Raw genomic sequence first — 17,936 nt, forward strand, 5'->3', positions numbered from 1 at the left:
CCGAGCAGTATTTGAAAAAAGGCATGAAGGTTTACCTCGAGGGCGCCCTGCAGACGCGCAAGTGGCAGGACCAGACCGGGAATGATCGCTATACGACTGAAATCGTATTGCAGAAATTCCGCGGGGAATTGCAGATGCTCGATTCACGTGGCGAGGGTGCTGGCGGTGGCCGTTCGTTCGACAACAATTCCGGTCGCAGTCAGGTCTCTGACAATGATTACGGTTCGGACTTCGGCCGTTCTAATGCATCGTCAAGTAGCTCTTCCAGCGCAGGCGGGAATTTCTCGCGCGATCTCGACGACGAAATTCCATTCTGAGACCCGAGTATTCTTGGACCCACGATGAATAGTACAAATGCCCAGACATGATCGGTGATCTGGGCGTTTATTTTGGGCTCTTCACGGTCGCTTTCATCGCCGCGACGGTGCTGCCGATGCAGTCGGAAGCGGTGCTCGCCGGACTTCTTCTCGGCAGTTCCTTTTCGCCGGCAATTCTCATTACAGTGGCCAGCATCGGCAATGTGCTCGGTTCGATCGTCAACTGGTTACTCGGGCGGGGCATTGACCGGTTTCGTGATCGCAGGTGGTTTCCCGCCAGCGGGGCAGAACTCGATCGGGCTACGTCCTGGTATCAACGCTATGGCAAATGGACACTGCTGCTGAGCTGGGTACCGATTATTGGCGATCCGCTGACAGTGATTGCCGGGGTTCTGCGCGAACCCTTGCTCAGTTTCGTAATCCTTGTTGCGATCGCGAAAACCGGTCGATACCTTGCGATTTTGGCCCTGACCACGGGATGATAGTTCTTTGCGAGCGCGCGGATGTGACCGGGCTGTTGCGCTGATACTTCCGTCGCGCCCAAGTGACGATAGAGTTCCCATGAACGGCCCGAGCCCTGACAACAAGCACCCGATGGACGGGTTTCCGCAGGTGTGTTTCATCAAAAACACGATAACCAATCCGAATATAATCGTCGGCGAATATACTTATTACGACGATCCGGAAGATTCGGAGAATTTCGAAAGAAATGTCCTTTATCACTTCCCCTTCATCGGCGACAAACTCATCATTGGAAAGTTCTGCGCCTTGGCCAAGGGGCGTGCGCTTCATCATGAACGGCGCAAATCACAAGCTCTCCGGAATATCGACCTATCCATTTCAGATCTTCGGCAATGGGTGGGAGAAAGTTATGCCTGGGCCCAGAGATCTGCCATACAAGGGCGACACCATCGTCGGCAATGACGTCTGGATTGGTTACGAAGCACTGATCATGCCAGGCGTCAGTATTGGCAACGGCGCAATTATTTCCTCGCGCTCGGTCGTCACTGCCGATGTAGCCCCCTATACGATCGTCGGGGGTAATCCCGCCAAACCGATCAAAGCCAGATTTGAACCTGATGTGGTAAGCGATTGGAAGCGTTGGCATGGTGGGACTGGCCCGCGGAGAAGATCAGCCGTAACCTGAAGCTGATCGTCTCCGCTGACGTTGAAGCTTTGGGCGCGTGCACCTGACGAAATGATTCAGGCTGGTCAAGGATGCATCTTTGCGCCCTTGGTGATCTTGTCGACCAGTTTCTTTTCCGCCCGCATGGCAATGCCGACGACTTTTGCGTCATCGGGCGCAAATTGCGCAAAGATAGCGCGGTTCGCGACATCGTGGCCGGTCGAGAACATCTCTTCGACGTAGAGGCAGGTTCTGATTTCCCGCTCGAGCGAACGGCGATGAATGGTTGAAATCGTTGCCTGATCTGCTGCCAGCACGATGACGGGCTGGATGGATAACGGATTATAGGTGTTGCCGGCGCGATCGCGGTAAGGTTCGCCGATCACCTGCGGGAACTGGGCAACAATACCGCTGGTCAAAAACGCCGTGACATTCAACGCCTGCCAGGATGCCAGGTCGTTACGCAGCACAATTGCAATTTTGGTATCGAACATCGATATAGGTCTCCGACGGTCATGAAGAGTTGAGCTTATGCTGGACGTTCTAGGGGATAGATCTGCACGCAGTCTTGGACGTTTGTGCGAACTGCCCGCGCAGGATGCGATCATGGCTGCACCGTCCAATCCCGGCCTTGAGCGGATAGAAGCGCGATTTAGCGGCGATGGCTACGATCTGCACCGGCACGATACCTATGCCATCGGCGTGACGCTGCATGGCGTGCAGACATTCTGGTATCGCGGCGCGCGGCGCTACAGCCTGCCGGGGAATATCATCGTCCTGCATCCGGACGAGATGCATGATGGCGGAGCAGGTACGGATGATGGCTTGCGTTATCGCATGCTCTATCTGGAGCCCTCTCTGGCGCTGCAATCGCTGGGCGATCGAAATGTTTCGCTGCCATTCGTCAACAATCCTGTTTTTGCAGATCCATCCATGGCAGCCACCTTGTCGGCCGCTCTCGGCAACCTGGACGAGGAACTGGATGAACTGCTGGTAGACGACATCATATCCCGGCTGACGCACGGCCTGGCCAAGCATGCACGGCAAAACGTCAAGCCGCTCGGACCGACAGCGATGCGGCAGACCGAGTTGGCACGTGACTATCTCGAGGAGCATGCTTTGCGTCTTGTCAGGTCAGATGAACTTGAGGCGGTAAGCGGGCTTGATCGTTATGCTTTATCCCGACATTTCAGGGCACTCTATGCGACAAGCCCGCATCGGTTTCTGCTGATGCGCCGCCTGCAGCGGGCGCGGGAGATGATCAAGGCAGGTGAGCCGCTTGCCGAAATTGCGGCGGCGACAGGATTCGCCGACCAGAGCCATCTTAACCGGCAATTCAAGAAGGCTTTCGGCATGACGCCCGGCCGCTGGGCAAACCTGATTGGCGTTAATCCGGGCTGAAGGCGCAATTGTCGGTCTCCAGGCCGTCTGTTAGACAGAGGTTGGTTTGCATCGGAGCCTGTCATGACGGAAACGCAGACGCCATCCAATAGAAAGCACCGTTTGGTGATCGTCGGCGGAGGCTTCGGTGGACTTGAGGCGGTTCACAGCTTTCACAATGCCGACATCGATATTGCGCTTATTGACCAGCGCAACCATCATCTATTCCAGCCTTTGCTCTATCAGGTGGCGACGTCAACCTTGGCGACGTCGGAGATCGCCTGGCCCATCCGTCATCTCCTGCGCAAGTACAAGAATGTCAAAACGCTGCTTGGCACAGTCGAAGGGGTTGATACGGCTGCCCGGACCGTTTTATTGGCGGATGGCGAGGCCATTCCATACGACACGCTTGTGCTGGCGACCGGGGCCCGCCATGCCTATTTCGGCCATGATGACTGGGAGCGTTATGCGCCCGGGCTGAAGACGCTGGAGGACGCGACGACAATCCGGCGACGCATTCTGACCGCCTTCGAAGAGGCCGAACGCGAACCCGATCCGGTACGGCGTGCGGAATACCTGACATTCGTGATTATCGGTGGCGGTCCAACCGGCGTGGAGATTGCAGGAACAATCGCCGATCTGGCCCGCGATACGCTCAAAGGTGATTTCAGGGTGATTGATCCCGCGACAGCACATGTCGTCTTGATTGAGGGTGGGCCAAGGGTGCTGGCCGCTTTCAGTGAGGACATGTCCGCCTATGCGAAACAGGCGCTGGAAAGGCTGGGCGTGACCGTTCATCTCGGCAACCCCGTTACCGAATGTCATGCGGATGGGGTCGAGTTTGGCGGTCAGTTGCTACGCGCGAAAACCATCATCTGGGCGGCTGGCGTTCAGGCGTCGCCGGCGGCGAAATGGCTCAACGTGCCCGCCGACCGCGCCGGACGCGTCATCGTCGATGCCGATCTGACGGCACCGGGACACCCGGAGATATTCGTTATCGGCGACACGGCGACCGTTGCCAATGGCGGCAAGGGCATGGTGCCCGGCATTGCCCCTGCAGCAAAGCAGCAGGGTGTTCATATCGCAAAAACGATCAAGGCGAGACTTGCCGGCGATCAATCACCAAGGGCATTTGTGTACCGTCATGCCGGCGATCTGGCAACGATCGGCAAGCGTGCTGCGGTGACGGATTTCGGCTGGATCAAGCTAAAGGGTTACATCGCCTGGTGGCTTTGGGGTATCGCACACATCTACTTCCTGATTGGTCTGCGCAATCGCCTCGCAGTGGCGCTGAGTTGGCTGTGGATTTCAGTCAGCGGTGCCCGCAGCGCGCGCTTGATCACACAACGGGATGCCGCGGAGGGGGCCGATACACCAGGAAATGGCGCGTAACAGTATCTGTGTTCAGCCGACCAATATCTTTATGCCATCGGCCACGAACTGGACGGCGAGGGCAGCAAGAATGACACCAAGCAGGCGGGTCAGGATGGAGCGTCCAGTTTCGCCAAGAAAGCGATCGACCCGCTCGGCAAGCAAAAACACCACATAGGATGCCGCGATACAAATCAGGATGATGCCGATCAGCGCGAGGCGCGATGTCGCTTCGGAGAGCGTGCCTGCCAGAAGGATGGTGGCGGAAATCGCGCCCGGTCCGGCAATGAGTGGAATAGCAAGCGGGAAAGCGGCGATGTTGCGGATGTGATCCTTGGTTATCGCAACTTCTGCGCTCTTTTCCTTGCGTTCGTTGCGCCGCTCGAAAATCATCTCGAAGGCGATCCAGAACAGGAGCAGACCACCGGCGATCCGGAACGCGCCAAGCGTGATACCGAAGAGTGCAAGGATCTGCGCGCCTGCAACAGCGAAGACGGTCAGAACGATGAAAGCAATAAGGCTGGCCCGCAGTCCGACCTGGCTGCGTTCCTTACGATTCATGCCGCGTGTCAGGGCCAGAAACAGTGGCGCCAGACCCGGTGGATCGATCGTCACCATCAAGGTAACGAGCGCATTAAGAAGGGTGTCATAAAACGCCACGATTTTGCTTTTCTTTTCTGATTAGTGCCGCACCAACCTGCCCGTTATACCGGCTTCAACCTACCGGATTCGCTATCCAACGTCGAGAAACATGGAAATCTGCGCCCAAGTTTTTCACCGCATGAGAAAATCTATTTTATCTTATTGATATTAAAGGGTTTTCTGCTGTGAATTCTAGTCCCGTTTATTGGCTTTTCGTATCGAAAGCCGCTATAAGATCAAAGATTGATTCTATACGAAAGATGAGTGCCTCGTGTCTGACCTAACTCCACCTTCCGGCCCCGAAGACGATAAATCCGGACCAAATTCCGGCATCGAAGCGATTTCGATCATCGAGGAAATGCAGCGGTCCTATCTCGATTATGCGATGAGCGTGATCGTCAGTCGCGCGCTGCCCGATGTGCGCGATGGTCTAAAGCCGGTCCATAGACGTATCCTGCACGCGATGAATGAAATGGGCCTGTCGTGGAACAGGTCCTACCGCAAGTCTGCCGGTGTCGTCGGTGAAGTGATGGGTAAATACCATCCGCACGGTGATGCCTCGATCTACGACGCGCTTGTGCGTATGGCACAGGACTGGTCTTTGCGCGATCCGCTGGTCGACGGGCAGGGCAATTTCGGTTCGATCGACGGCGATTCCCCGGCGGCGATGCGGTACACGGAATGCCGTCTGGAGAAAGTTTCGGAATCGCTGCTTGAAGACATCGACAAGGAAACAGTCGATTTCCAGGACAATTACGACGGTCGCGAGCAGGAGCCTGTGGTTCTGCCGGCACGTTTCCCCAACCTGCTCGTCAATGGCTCGGGAGGTATCGCCGTCGGCATGGCGACGAACGTGCCGCCGCACAATTTGGCCGAGGTCATCAATGGCTGTATCGCGTTGATCGACAATCCGGCGATCGAATTGCCGGAAATGATGGAGTTCATCCCAGGACCGGATTTCCCGACGGGTGGTATTGTTCTTGGCCGTTCTGGTATTTATTCAGCCTACAGCACTGGCCGCGGCTCCATCCTGATGCGCGGCAAGGTTGCCATCGAGAGCATGCGCGGTGACCGCGAAGCGATCATTATCACTGAAGTTCCGTATCAGGTGAACAAGGCGACGATGATCGAGAAGATGGCTGACCTCGTGCGGGAAAAGCGCATCGAGGGCATCTCGGACATTCGCGATGAATCAGATCGCGACGGCTATCGCGTCGTTGTGGAACTGAAGCGCGATGCTGTCGCTGACGTCATCGTCAACCAGCTCTATCGCTTCACACCACTGCAGACTTCATTCGGCGCCAACATGGTGGCTTTGAACGGTGGCAAGCCTGGCCTGTTAAATCTCCTCGACATTCTGCGCGCCTTTGTCAACTTCCGCGAGGAAGTTGTCAGCCGCCGCACAAAATTCCTGCTCCGCAAGGCGCGTGACCGCGCGCACGTCTTGGTTGGTCTTGCCATTGCGGTCGCCAATATCGACGAGATCATTGCGCTGATCCGCCGTGCGCCGGACCCGGCAACGGCGCGCGACCAGCTGATGGAACGGCGTTGGCCGGCCAATGATGTGGCGCCGCTGATCACGCTGATCGCTGATCCGCGCCATACCCTCAACGACGACAACACCTATAATTTGTCCGAAGAGCAGGCGCGCGCAATTCTCGATCTGCGCCTGCAACGCCTGACGGCGCTCGGACGCGATGAAATTGCCGACGAACTCAACAAGATCGGCGTCGAGATCAAGGACTACCTCGAAATCCTGGCGTCGCGTCTGCGGATCATGGGCATCGTCAAGGACGAACTCATTGCCATTCGCGACGAATTCGGAACCCCGCGTCGTACCGAGCTCACCGATGGTGGTGCCGACATGGACGATGAAGACCTCATCGCCCGTGAGGACATGGTCGTTACTGTCAGCCATGCTGGCTACATCAAGCGGGTGCCACTGGCGACCTACCGCGCACAGCGACGCGGCGGCAAGGGCCGTTCGGGCGTGACGATGAAGGATGAGGATTCAGTGACGCGGCTGTTCGTCGCCAACACGCATACGCCGGTGCTGTTCTTCTCCTCGCGCGGCATTGTCTATAAGGAAAAGGTCTGGCGCTTGCCGATCGGTACGCCGCAATCGCGCGGCAAGGCGCTGATCAACATGCTGCCGCTAGAACAGGGCGAGCGCATCACGACGATCATGCCACTGCCAGAAGATGAGTCCAGCTGGGCAAATCTCGACGTCATGTTCGCGACGACGCGCGGCACTGTTCGCCGCAACAAGCTTTCCGATTTCGTCCAGGTCAATCGCAACGGCAAGATTGCGATGAAGCTGGAGGAAGAGGGCGATGAAATCCTCAGCGTCGATACATGCGACGAGTTTGATGACGTGCTGCTGACGGCGGCCGGCGGGCAGTGCATTCGTTTCCCCGTTACTGATGTGCGTGTCTTCGCTGGCCGCAACTCGATCGGTGTGCGTGGTATTACGCTGGCTCCGGGCGACAAGATTATCTCGATGTCCATTCTCGGCCACGTTGACGCAAGCCCGGCTGAGCGTTCGGCCTATCTGAAACAGGCTGCAGCCGAAAGGCGAGCGCAGGGAGCGGATGACGTGGAAGAAATCGCTCTCGTTGGCGAGGAAGCGACTGATGTAACGGACCTTTCGCCGGAGCGCTTTGCTGAACTGCGTGATCGCGAGCAGACCGTGCTCACGGTCAGCGAATATGGCTATGGCAAGCGCTCGTCATCCTATGAGTTCCGCGTTTCCGGACGTGGTGGCAAGGGCATCCGAGCTACCGACACGTCAAAAACCGATGAAATCGGCAAGCTGGTGGCGTTATTCCCTGTCGAAGCTTCCGATCAGATCCTGCTGGTATCCGACGGTGGCCAGCTGATCCGCGTGCCGGTCAATGGCATCCGTATCGCCGGACGCTCGACCAAGGGCGTGACAATCTTCAATACGGCCGATGGCGAGAAGGTGGTATCGGTCGAGAGGATTTCCGAAACAGAAGCCGACGATATTGAAGCTGAAACTGTTGGTGAAGGCGAGAGCGCTGCACCGGAAACAACTGACGGCTCTGGGGGAAACTAGAGCCGTTCAGATCACGCGATTAGAGATCGTGGCGATGGTGATACACACCAAAGCGGGAAGTTCTGACAGGAGCTTCCCGCTTCTTGTTTTCTTCTACAATCATGATGATCGCGGAAACGATCATCGCAACCATCATGGCAATGCTCAGAAGAATAAACATAAATCTGTCCCTTCGATCTTGCGCTGTTTCATGGTTAGCAACTTGCTAACGTGGAAATGGTTTCATCTGATTTTCTCACGTCTAGTTGAACGCAACTGAATGCTTGCTGATCGCCGCGTTCATCTACCGTTCATCTGATCGATTGCTGGCCATTGAAAGCGCCGGGCAAAACGGCTAGGAAACCCCTCATGACAAACGCGATCTATGCCGGATCATTCGATCCGATCACCAATGGCCACATAGATGTCCTGCAGGGCTCGCTCCGGCTTGCCGACAAAGTATTCGTAGCGATAGGCATTCATCCCGGTAAGGCGCCGCTGTTCTCATTCGAGGAGCGCGTCGACTTGATCAAACGCGTCGCTTCAGAAGTCTTTGGCAAGGATAGCAACCGGCTCGAAGTGATTGCCTTCGATGGCTTGCTGATCGATGCCGCGCGCAAATATGGCGCGTCATTGATGGTCCGCGGCCTGCGTGATGGCACCGATCTCGATTATGAGATGCAGATGGCGGGCATGAACGGCAAGATGGCGCCGGAACTGCAAACGGTGTTTCTCCCGGCCGATCCTGCGGTCCGCACCATTACTGCCACATTGGTTCGCCAGATTGCCGGCATGGGTGGTGACGTCCGTCATTTTGTTCCTGCTCTTGTCGCTGACGCGCTCAAGACAAAATTCAAATCCTGATTTGGAGACTTTCATGTCCGTATTTCGCACAGCGCTTCTCGTTGCTGCCGTCTCATCACTGTCATTTGCAGCGCTCAGCCCGAGCTGGGCAGACGATGCGAACACCATGACGATCAAGCTCAAGGATGGCGACGTCAAGATCGAGTTGCTGCCCAATCTTGCGCCGAAACATGTCGAGCAGATCAAGGCACTGGCCAAGGAAGGCGCTTACAATAATGTCGTGTTCCACCGGGTTATTCCTGGCTTCATGGCACAGACCGGCGACGTGCAGTACGGCAATACCGAAAAGGGCTATAACCCGCAGGCTGCCGGGACAGGTGGTTCAACGCGTCCTGACCTGCCTGCCGAGTTCTCGAAAGAGCCGTTCGTGCGCGGTGTGGTCGGCATGGCCCGTGCGCAGAACCCGAATTCTGCCAACTCGCAGTTCTTCATTATGTTCACCGAATATCCGTCGCTGAACGGTCAGTATACAGTTGTCGGCAAGGTCACGAGCGGCATGGATATTGTCGACAAGATCAAGAAGGGTTCGGAAGCTGACAATGGTGCTGTCGATAACCCCGACAAGATGATCAAAGTCACGGTCGGTTCGACGAAATAATTAGAGAAAACAGGAGATTGCCGAAAATGGCTTACAAAGACCCAGAAAACACTATCCTTCTTGAAACCACGAAGGGCAATGTCGTTATCGAACTCTATCCGGATCTCGCACCCGGGCATGTCGAACGCATCAAGGAACTGGCACGCGAAGGCGCTTACAATGGCGTTGTGTTCCACCGCGTGATTGATGGCTTCATGGCCCAGACAGGCGACGTCAAGTTCGGCAAGAAGGGCGGCACGTCGTTCAATCCGGCCCGTGCCGGCATGGGCGGCTCCGACAAGCCGGACCTTAAGGCTGAGTTCTCCAATGCCAATCATGGCCGCGGCGCCTGCTCGATGGCGCGTTCGCAGAACCCGAATTCCGCCAACTCGCAGTTCTTCATCTGCTTCGACGATGCAGGCTTCCTCAACCGCCAGTACACTGTGTGGGGCCAGGTGATCGAAGGCATGGACAATGTCGACAAGATCAAACGCGGCGAGCCGGTGCAGGATCCGGATTCGATCGTTTCCATGCGCGTTGCAGCAGACGTCGAATAAGATCGTTTTGATGCATTATGCGTGTTGATCTTTTCGATTTCGATCTGCCGGAAGAGAACATCGCATTGAGACCTGCAGAGCCGCGCGATTCAGCGCGGCTTTTGCTTGTGAAGGCGGGTGTGTCTGGATTCGAGGACAGTACAGTCCGTGACCTGGGTGATTTCCTACGCCCTGGAGATGCACTTGTATTCAATGATACCAAGGTGATACCGGCTCAACTTGAAGGATTTCGCGTACGCGAAGGCGCGAAGGCCCAGATCAGCGCGACCTTGCATATGCGCGCAGGTCCCGATCGCTGGAAAGCGTTCCTGCGGCCGGCAAAACGCATCAAGCAGGGCGAGCGCATCGACTTCGGTCACGGTAACAATGCGTGCCTGCTTGGTTCGCTGCAAGCGACCGTCGCGGAAAAAGGTGAGGCAGGCGAAGCATTGCTGGTCTTCGATTTCAGCGGAGCCGATCTCGATCAGGCAATCGCGGCAGTCGGACATATTCCTTTACCGCCCTATATCGCATCAAAACGTGCAGACGACAGTCGCGACCGCGAGGACTACCAGACCGTTTACGCGAAGGAGGAAGGCGCCGTCGCCGCGCCGACTGCTGGCCTGCATTTCACGCCTGAACTTCTGGACGACTTGAAGAAACGCGGCATCGAAGAGCACTTCGTCACGCTGCATGTGGGTGCGGGCACGTTTCTACCGGTCAAGGCCGACGATACGGCCGATCATAAAATGCACGCAGAAATCGGAACGGTAGACCAACGCACGGCCGAGGCGCTCAACGCAGTGAAGGCGCGCGGCGGGCGCATTGTCAGCGTGGGGACAACATCTCTACGGCTGCTCGAGAGCGCGACGGATGCAAATGGTGTTATCCAGCCCTGGTCGGGGCCGACGGATATATTCATTACGCCGGGTTACAAGTTCGGCGCCGTTGACATGCTGATGACGAATTTTCATTTGCCGCGCTCGACGCTGTTCATGCTGGTTTCGGCCTTCAGCGGTTTCGAGCGCATGCATGCGGCCTATGAATACGCGATCAAAAATAACTACCGCTTCTATTCCTATGGCGATGCAAGCCTGTTATGGCGATCCGCATCATGACAAGTGAAAATTTTGAATTCAAACTGATTGCCACCGATGGCAAGGCGCGGCGCGGTGAAATCACCATGCCGCGTGGAATGGTGCGTACCCCTGCCTTCATGCCGGTTGGTACAGGCGGTACCGTCAAGGCCATGTATATGGATCAGGTGCGCGATCTTGGTGCCGACATCATCCTTGGCAATACCTATCATCTGATGCTGCGGCCGAGCGCCGAACGGGTCGCGAAACTCGGTGGCCTGCATGAATTTGCGCGGTGGCAGGGGCCTATCCTGACGGATTCCGGCGGGTTTCAGGTCATGTCATTGGCGCAGTTGCGCAAACTCACCGAAACGGGCGTGACGTTCCGTTCGCATATCGATGGCCGTGCCTATGAGATGAGCCCCGAGCGCTCGATCGAGATCCAGGGACTGCTCGATTCGGATATCCAGATGCAGCTCGACGAATGCGTGGCCCTGCCTTCCACACCGAAGGATATTCAGCGAGCGATGGAACTCTCGCTGCGCTGGGCAGATCGCTGCAAGGCGGCCTTTGGCGACCAGCCGGGCAAGGCCATGTTTGGCATCGTGCAGGGCGGCGACGTTGTCGATCTGCGCATCCGTTCGGCGCAAGCACTGAAAGCCATGGATTTGAAGGGCTATGCGGTCGGCGGGCTCGCTGTCGGCGAGCCGCAGGAAGTCATGCTGGAAATGCTCGACATCACCTGTGCGGAACTACCAAGCGAAAAGCCGCGTTATCTCATGGGCGTAGGTACACCGGACGACATTCTGAAATCGGTGGCGCGCGGTATCGATATGTTCGATTGCGTGATGCCGACGCGGGCAGGGCGGCATGGCCTTGCATTCACCCGCCGCGGTAAGATCAATTTGCGCAATGCGAGGCACGCGGACGACCCGCGGCCGCTCGACGAGGAGTCTTCTTGTCCAGCTGCGCGAGATTACAGCCGCGCCTATCTGCATCATCTGGTGAAATCGGGTGAGGCGCTGGGCGCCATGCTGCTGACATGGAACAATCTTTCCTATTACCAGCAATTGATGCAGGCAATCCGCGATGCGATTGAAGGCACGCGCTACAACGCCTTCACCGAAGAGACGCAGGCGGCGTGGGCGCGGGGTGATATAGCGGCAGTATCCTGATCAAACGGTGGCGGCCACCGGCGCTGTGTCTATGTCTTCAGGCTCGAACAGGTTTTTGAGCCGGTCGATCGCTGCGATCTGCTCATCCCGGTTGACCACGTTCATTTCAAAGAGTTTCAAGCTACGCAAACCCTCGATCGTCAGGAAAACCATCATCGCCAGCGTCGGATCCTCGGCATTTTCGCGCATTCGCTGGACTAGCTGCTTGTTGTAGCGGCGAATTGGTTCGAGAAAGCCAGGGTCACTGGCAATCGCCGCAAGAATGCCGGAAGGTTCGGGTTCGTTGCAAAGAAACTCCGCGCGATAGACGGCGATACAGGCCAGCACGACACTGTTTTGGCCGTGATTTCTAGCGGCTTCTTCTTTGCGAAGTGATTCGTCAAATTCAGAAACGTGTTGCTCCACGAGGGCTTCAAGCAGTTTGGCCTTCGTCGGAAACGTATAGAGCAATCCTCCCTTTGAAAGACCCGCTCGCCGTGCCACCGCATCAAGGGAGAGGTGCACTGGCCCCACTTCCTTGGCGATTTCGGCCGCCGCCTGCAAGATCTTGTCTTTTGTCGAGAGGATATCCGCTGTCATTCTAACACTTTCGATTTAGGAGAGGTGCCCAACCCATATTGACATTACCGTCCAGACGGTACAGTAGTTTGCGCGTGGCAATCAAGTCCATGTAATCTTATTCTTGTAGACAGGCTGGCAGACACACTTGCTGGCCATTGTTTTGTTCCGGAGCAGTTCCCCGATGATTAAGCGCTACATCGTTCCCGTTATCGCTCTCCTATTTGTAATTCTCATCGGGGTTGGGTTGGTTGGCTTCAATCTGTTCCGGGACAAGGCGATCAAGGATTTCTTTGCGACCATGCAGCAGCCGGCCGCGCCAGTATCGACCTACACGGTCGAGCCAGGTGCGTGGACGCCTGAAATCGAAGCAATTGGTACAGTCAGCGCCATCCAAGGTGTTGAGCTGTCAGTCGAGGTCGCCGGTATCGTCAAGGACATTCCGTTCACCGCCAACCAGATTATCGAGAAGGGTGCTCCCTTGCTGCAACTCGATGATGCCATCGAGAAAGCCGACATTGTTGCCGCCCAGGCTCAGAACGTGTTGCTCGACCAGACTCTGGAACGTGCGCGTACGCTGAATACCCGCGGGGTTGGTGCCGTATCGAGCGTCGACGAGGCGCAATCGGCATCTCTTGCCAAGAAGGCCGAGATTGCCAAATTGCAGGCAGTGATGGACCAGAAATTGCTCAAGGCGCCGTTCAAGGGCACTGTCGGTATTCCGCGTATCGAACTTGGCCAGTATCTTTCACCAGGTACAGTGGTTGTGAGTTTGCAGGATCTTGCCACGATGCGCGTGGATTTCACGGTGCCGGAGCAGAATCTCAGCCAAATCAAGATCGGCCAGCCGATAAGACTCGGTTTGACGGATAGCGACATAAACTTCCCCGGAGAGATTACTGCTATCGAACCGAGGATTGACCCGGCGACGCGCTTGGTTTCCGTCCGTGCGAAGGTCGATAATCCGGAAGGAAAACTGCGTCCCGGCCAGTTTGCTCAGGTTCGGGTAACGCTTCCAAAGGAAGACGACGTCTACACCTTGCCGCAGACCGCACTGGTCTCAAGTCTTTATGGTGATTATGTTTTCGTGGTTCGTTCAGCGCCGGACGAAGCGAAGCCTGCTGATACGCCAAAGCCGGCCGATACTACAAAGCCAGCAGGCGCGGCAAACGCGGCGGATGCAGCAAAGCCGACCGACTCCGCTGCTGAGAAGAAAGAGCCAAAGCTTGTCGTGGCTCAGGTCTTTGTTACCCCCGGACGCCGTTCGGGACTGGTGGTCGAAATCACCAAAGGCATTAAGAAGGGCGACATTGTTGTTACTGCCGGCCAAAACCGTTTGAGCCCCGGTGCAACGGTGAAGATCGCCAACGATGTGAATCCAGCAAAAACCACTGACGCAGGACTGCCAACAAAATGAATTTCTCAGACATATTCATTCGCCGTCCTGTTCTCTCGACGGTTGTCGCCCTGATGATCATCCTCCTCGGCGCGCAGGGGCTGGTGAACCTTTCGGTTCGCGAATATCCGAAGGTCGAGGAGACGGTCATTACCATCAAGACCGCTTATGCGGGCGCCAGCGCGGACCTGATGCAGGGATTCATCTCTGCGCCGATCGCGAAAGCCGTGACGACGACCGAGAACATTGACTATGTGACATCGTCTTCCGCTCCGTCATCGAGCACGGTGACGGTCCAGATGAAGCTCGGCGCTGATCCTGATGCCGCCTTGACCGAGGTGATCTCCAAGGTCAACCAGGTTCGTGGCGATCTGCCGACTGAAGCCGAAGACCCGGTCATCACCAAGGGTACGGGTCAGGACTTCGCGACCATGTATCTGGCCGTGCAGAACCCGAACATGACGAGCGAGCAGATCACCGAGTATCTGGAACGTGTTATCCAGCCGCGCATGTCGACAATCCAGGGCGTCGCGGATGCACAGATTCTCGGCGGCCAGGTCTTCTCCATGCGCGTGTGGATCGATCCAATCAAGCTTGCCGCTCGTAAGACGACGGCTTCGGAAGTGTTGACGGCGATCAACCAGTCGAACTTCCTGTCGGCTCCGGGCAAGGTGGAAAACCTTTACACGGCTTCGCCGATCACGTTGAAGACGACGCTGCAGACGCCTGAAGCTTTCGGCGCCATGCCGATCAAGTCCGACGGCGACAACATCGTGCGTTTACGCGATGTTGCGCGCATCGAGCTCGGCGCCGTCAACAAGGATACGATCGTCACATTCAACGGGTCCAGCGGCACGTTCCTCGGTATTTTCCCGACGCCAGCTGCCAATCCTATCGACATGACGGCAGCTGTTCGCAAGGAGTTGCCATCGATTCAGGCGACCCTTCCGGAAGGCATGTCGATCATCATGCTCTACGACGCGACTGAGCAGATCAGTTCGTCGATCCACGAGGTGTTCAAGACCATCGGTGAAGCGGTTCTTATCGTTGTCCTCGTGATCCTGCTCTTCCTCGGGTCTTTCCGCTCGGTCATCATTCCGGTCGTGACAATTCCGATTTCGCTGGTCGGGGTGTGTTTCTTCCTGTTCCTGCTCGGCTATTCGATCAACCTGCTGTCACTTCTCGCAATGGTTCTGGCCATTGGTCTCGTGGTCGACGACGCGATCGTGGTCCTGGAGAATATCCATCGCCATATCGAAGAGGGACTAAGACCGATCGATGCCGCATTGAAGGGCATGAAAGAGATCACCGGACCAATCGTGGCGATGACCATCACGCTTGCGGCCGTGTTTGCTCCGCTCGGATTTACCGGAGGGTTGACTGGCTCGCTGTTCCGTGAGTTTGCGTTCACGCTTGCGGGGGCTGTTATTATTTCCGGTGTAGCGGCTTTGACCGTATCACCCATGATGTGCGCATTGTTGTTGCGTGCGGGCGGACACAGCCGATTCCAGCGCATTGTCGACAGCAGCTTTGGCTGGCTCGAAGGCGCCTATGAACGACGGGTTGCGGGATCGCTTAACGTTCGGCCCGTAACGCTGTTCATCGTTATCGCCCTTGTTGCATTGACGGGATTCCTGTTCACCAAGACCAGTTCGGAACTCGCTCCGGAAGAGGATTCAGGTGCACTGTTTGCGATCGTCAATGCGCCGCAATATGCGACGTCGGACTATACCAAGCTCTATGCAGACCAGATCGATGCATTGACCAAGGATTTGCCGGAGCTGAAGGCCCGGTTCAATATTCTCGGCCTGGGCACCACCAACTCGGCATTTGCGATCTGGGTGTTCAAGGATTGGACGCAGCGCGACAAGTCGCAGAAGCAATTGCAGCAGGAACTGCAGGGGATGATCAGTCCGGTCGCCGGTGCTGAAGCCTTCATCTTTGCGCCGCCAACCTTGCCAGGTACCGGCGGTGGTTTGCCGATTTCGGTCGTGATCCAGTCCACCGGTCCAGCCGACAAGGTGTTCGAAGTAGCCGAGGAAATCAAGAAAAAGGCGCAGGCTTCCGGGCAGTTCATCATCGTGCAGAACTCGCTGTCCTTCAATGCACCGCAGGTTACGGTAACAATCGATCGCGATCGCGCATCTGCCCTGGGTGTGCCGGTGAGTGATATTGGCCAGACGCTCGGCCTGCTCGTTGGTGGTGGCAAGATCTCGAAATTCGACCGGGACTCCAACAGCTACGACATCATCCCGCAGGTGCCCCAGGACTATAGATCGAATCCTGAGAAGCTTGGCCAGTATTTCGTCAAGAGTGCGTCTGGCGAGATGGTGCCGTTGTCGGCGGTGATCAAGGTTACCGAGAACGCTTCGCCGGCAGCCATTGAGCAGTTCAACCAGCTAAACTCGGCAACGATTTCAGCATTGCCGCTGCCGGGTGTTACGACCGGTCAGGGTCTGCAGACCGTTATCAATTCGGCTAAGCCTTTGATGCCGGATGGGTTCTTCATGGATTATTCCGGACAATCGCGTCTGGAAATCGGGCAGGGAAGCACGATTCTGATAGCCTTCGTGCTCGCCGTGATCGTCATCTATCTGGTGCTTGCCGCGCAGTTCGAAAGCTTCCGCGATCCATTCATCATCATGATGTCGGTACCGCTGTCGATCTTCGGGGCAATCGTTCCGCTCAATATCGGCTTGGGTACGCTGAATATCTACACGCAGGTGGGTCTGATCACGCTTGTGGGTCTTATCACCAAGCATGGTATTCTGATGGTGGAGTTTGCCAACCAACAGCGTGAACTGCACGGTATTTCCCGGCATGATGCGATCATTCTTGCAGCAAAGACGCGGCTCCGCCCGATCCTGATGACCACAGCGGCGATGGCGCTCGGCGTTATCCCGCTAATCACGGCGACGGGTGCCGGTGCAGCGGCCCGCTATTCGATCGGTCTGGTTATTTTCTCCGGCATTCTCGTCGGAACGATCTTCACGCTCTTCGTGGTGCCAATGTTCTACACCTTCATTTCCAAGAAGGATGTGGCGGCCGAGACAGATAGGCAGCCGTTGCCGGATGCCGAGCCGGAGTTTGGCCGGTCCTAAAAGCCTGGCATTAAAAAGAAAGCCTCCGAGCCATTGCGGTTCGGAGGCTTTTTGTTTCTGAGCTCAGGCAAATTCAGGCGCGCTTAACTGCGCGAAGTATGAAGAGCAGGATGACCGCTCCGATTGTTGCCGCGATGATGGCACCGAGAATGCCACTACCAAGCGAGATGCCGAGCCGCGGAAACAGATATCCGGCAATGAAGGCTCCGATAACACCCACAATCAGGTCACCCACGAGACCAAAACCACCACCGCGGACGAGCTGACTGGCAAGCCAGCCCGCAACCAAACCAACCAATAGAAAAACCAGAAGACTTTCTCCGCCCATAGCCAAGCTCCATAACCGGTTTCGACACGATGTTCGCCCGGCCGTGGATTCCTCAATCCATGCTTCGCAGGAGAATCACCACAGCAATTTTACGCCGGGAAAGGAAATTTGGATAACAAAACTTGCGATCGATAAGGTTCAGGCAGGAGAGCCGAACTGCAAAAAAGCTATACCGGCGATGGTCTCCCATAACCGGCATAGCTCCTAACACAACGAAAAATGTTGAGCCGTATGAAGATTACATTGTCTTCGCAGCTGGCTTCTTCGTGTGCGTGGTGGTCTTGTGCACCTTCTTTACATGGTGCTTGTGCGCTGGCGTCTTGACTGTCGACGTCGGAGCAGCCGTTGTTGTTGCTGCAGCGGCGTTGGCGCCGGTAACAAGTGCTGGAGCCGCTACGGCGAGAGCGACGGCGAGACCAAGAGCTGTGTAGAGG

At 56.4% G+C, this 17,936-nt stretch carries 18 protein-coding genes and 1 pseudogene; 13 read left to right on the forward strand and 6 right to left on the reverse strand.

Annotated elements, in window-relative coordinates; genetic code table 11:
* From ssb to AAAC48_RS11765, 3 genes and pseudogenes are all read left to right on the forward strand, one after another.
* Positions 1–317: single-stranded DNA-binding protein (gene ssb, locus AAAC48_RS11755; protein ID WP_340654346.1), on the forward strand; the 317-nt coding region annotated here is incomplete at its 5' end.
* A 50-nt stretch (positions 318–367) separates the two neighbouring features.
* Positions 368–799, forward strand: coding sequence for a YqaA family protein (locus tag AAAC48_RS11760; protein ID WP_340654363.1), 432 nt, complete (start codon positions 368–370; stop codon positions 797–799).
* A gap of 79 nt (positions 800–878) precedes the next feature.
* Positions 879–1,464 (forward strand): annotated as a pseudogene (locus tag AAAC48_RS11765) (CatB-related O-acetyltransferase).
* A 65-nt stretch (positions 1,465–1,529) separates the two neighbouring features.
* Here the strand turns inward: AAAC48_RS11765 and AAAC48_RS11770 are convergent.
* Entirely contained in the window at positions 1,530–1,937 is a 408-nt protein-coding gene (locus AAAC48_RS11770) for a DUF2000 family protein (protein WP_340654347.1), read from the reverse strand.
* Between the two features lie 37 nt (positions 1,938–1,974).
* Between AAAC48_RS11770 and AAAC48_RS11775 the strand changes: the two genes are divergently transcribed.
* Both AAAC48_RS11775 and AAAC48_RS11780 read left to right on the forward strand, forming a co-directional pair.
* On the forward strand, positions 1,975–2,844 hold the full coding sequence (locus tag AAAC48_RS11775; protein ID WP_340654348.1) for an AraC family transcriptional regulator: 870 nt from the start codon (positions 1,975–1,977) through the stop codon (positions 2,842–2,844).
* A gap of 63 nt (positions 2,845–2,907) precedes the next feature.
* Positions 2,908–4,215 carry an NAD(P)/FAD-dependent oxidoreductase gene (locus tag AAAC48_RS11780; RefSeq protein WP_340654349.1) on the forward strand — a complete coding sequence of 436 codons (1,308 nt, stop codon included), beginning with the start codon at positions 2,908–2,910 and terminating at the stop codon, positions 4,213–4,215.
* Positions 4,216–4,227: 12 nt separating this feature from the next.
* On the opposite strand, the gene AAAC48_RS11785 is transcribed toward AAAC48_RS11780, so the two are convergent.
* The gene (locus AAAC48_RS11785) at positions 4,228–4,854 is read right to left on the reverse strand and encodes a MarC family protein (protein WP_340654350.1); all 627 of its coding nucleotides are present in this window, start codon (positions 4,852–4,854) and stop codon (positions 4,228–4,230) included.
* Between the two features lie 253 nt (positions 4,855–5,107).
* On the opposite strand from AAAC48_RS11785, the gene gyrA reads away from it, so the two are divergent.
* The gene (gyrA, locus tag AAAC48_RS11790) at positions 5,108–7,912 is read left to right on the forward strand and encodes a DNA gyrase subunit A (RefSeq protein ID WP_340654351.1); all 2,805 of its coding nucleotides are present in this window, start codon (positions 5,108–5,110) and stop codon (positions 7,910–7,912) included.
* 19 nt (positions 7,913–7,931) lie between these two features.
* On the opposite strand, the gene AAAC48_RS11795 is transcribed toward gyrA, so the two are convergent.
* The gene (locus AAAC48_RS11795; protein WP_340654352.1) at positions 7,932–8,072 is read right to left on the reverse strand and encodes a hypothetical protein; all 141 of its coding nucleotides are present in this window, start codon (positions 8,070–8,072) and stop codon (positions 7,932–7,934) included.
* A 188-nt stretch (positions 8,073–8,260) separates the two neighbouring features.
* Here AAAC48_RS11795 and coaD point away from each other — a divergent pair, with 188 nt between their 5' ends.
* The 5 genes from coaD to tgt are packed head-to-tail and all read left to right on the forward strand — an operon-like array spanning position 8,261 to position 12,119.
* Entirely contained in the window at positions 8,261–8,755 is a 495-nt protein-coding gene (coaD, locus tag AAAC48_RS11800) for a pantetheine-phosphate adenylyltransferase (RefSeq protein WP_340654353.1), read from the forward strand.
* 13 nt (positions 8,756–8,768) lie between these two features.
* Positions 8,769–9,353, forward strand: coding sequence for a peptidylprolyl isomerase (locus tag AAAC48_RS11805; RefSeq protein ID WP_340654354.1), 585 nt, complete (start codon positions 8,769–8,771; stop codon positions 9,351–9,353).
* 26 nt (positions 9,354–9,379) lie between these two features.
* A complete protein-coding gene (locus AAAC48_RS11810; protein ID WP_340654355.1) occupies positions 9,380–9,889 on the forward strand; it encodes a peptidylprolyl isomerase in 510 nt (169 codons plus the stop codon).
* A 17-nt stretch (positions 9,890–9,906) separates the two neighbouring features.
* The gene (queA, locus tag AAAC48_RS11815; RefSeq protein ID WP_340654356.1) at positions 9,907–10,986 is read left to right on the forward strand and encodes a tRNA preQ1(34) S-adenosylmethionine ribosyltransferase-isomerase QueA; all 1,080 of its coding nucleotides are present in this window, start codon (positions 9,907–9,909) and stop codon (positions 10,984–10,986) included.
* Positions 10,983–12,119, forward strand: a complete 1,137-nt coding sequence (gene tgt / locus AAAC48_RS11820) for a tRNA guanosine(34) transglycosylase Tgt (RefSeq protein WP_340654357.1) — start codon at positions 10,983–10,985, stop codon at positions 12,117–12,119. The genes queA and tgt overlap by 4 nt, the downstream gene beginning before the upstream one ends.
* Here tgt and AAAC48_RS11825 read toward each other — a convergent pair whose 3' ends face one another.
* Positions 12,120–12,662, reverse strand: coding sequence for a TetR/AcrR family transcriptional regulator (locus tag AAAC48_RS11825; protein WP_340654358.1), 543 nt, complete (start codon positions 12,660–12,662; stop codon positions 12,120–12,122).
* Between the two features lie 199 nt (positions 12,663–12,861).
* Between AAAC48_RS11825 and AAAC48_RS11830 the strand changes: the two genes are divergently transcribed.
* A complete protein-coding gene (locus tag AAAC48_RS11830) occupies positions 12,862–14,094 on the forward strand; it encodes an efflux RND transporter periplasmic adaptor subunit (RefSeq protein WP_340654359.1) in 1,233 nt (410 codons plus the stop codon).
* A complete protein-coding gene (locus AAAC48_RS11835) occupies positions 14,091–17,174 on the forward strand; it encodes an efflux RND transporter permease subunit (protein WP_340654360.1) in 3,084 nt (1,027 codons plus the stop codon). Before AAAC48_RS11830 ends, AAAC48_RS11835 begins: the two co-directional genes overlap by 4 nt.
* Positions 17,175–17,247: 73 nt before the next feature.
* Here AAAC48_RS11835 and AAAC48_RS11840 read toward each other — a convergent pair whose 3' ends face one another.
* Positions 17,248–17,502, reverse strand: coding sequence for a GlsB/YeaQ/YmgE family stress response membrane protein (locus AAAC48_RS11840; protein ID WP_340654361.1), 255 nt, complete (start codon positions 17,500–17,502; stop codon positions 17,248–17,250).
* Between the two features lie 238 nt (positions 17,503–17,740).
* The coding region (locus AAAC48_RS11845; RefSeq protein ID WP_340654362.1) for a hypothetical protein at positions 17,741–17,936 on the reverse strand (196 nt) is incomplete at its 5' end.

Origin of the sequence: Phyllobacterium sp., from assembly GCF_037994405.1 — a bacterium.
Taxonomy (GTDB): domain Bacteria; phylum Pseudomonadota; class Alphaproteobacteria; order Rhizobiales; family Rhizobiaceae; genus Phyllobacterium.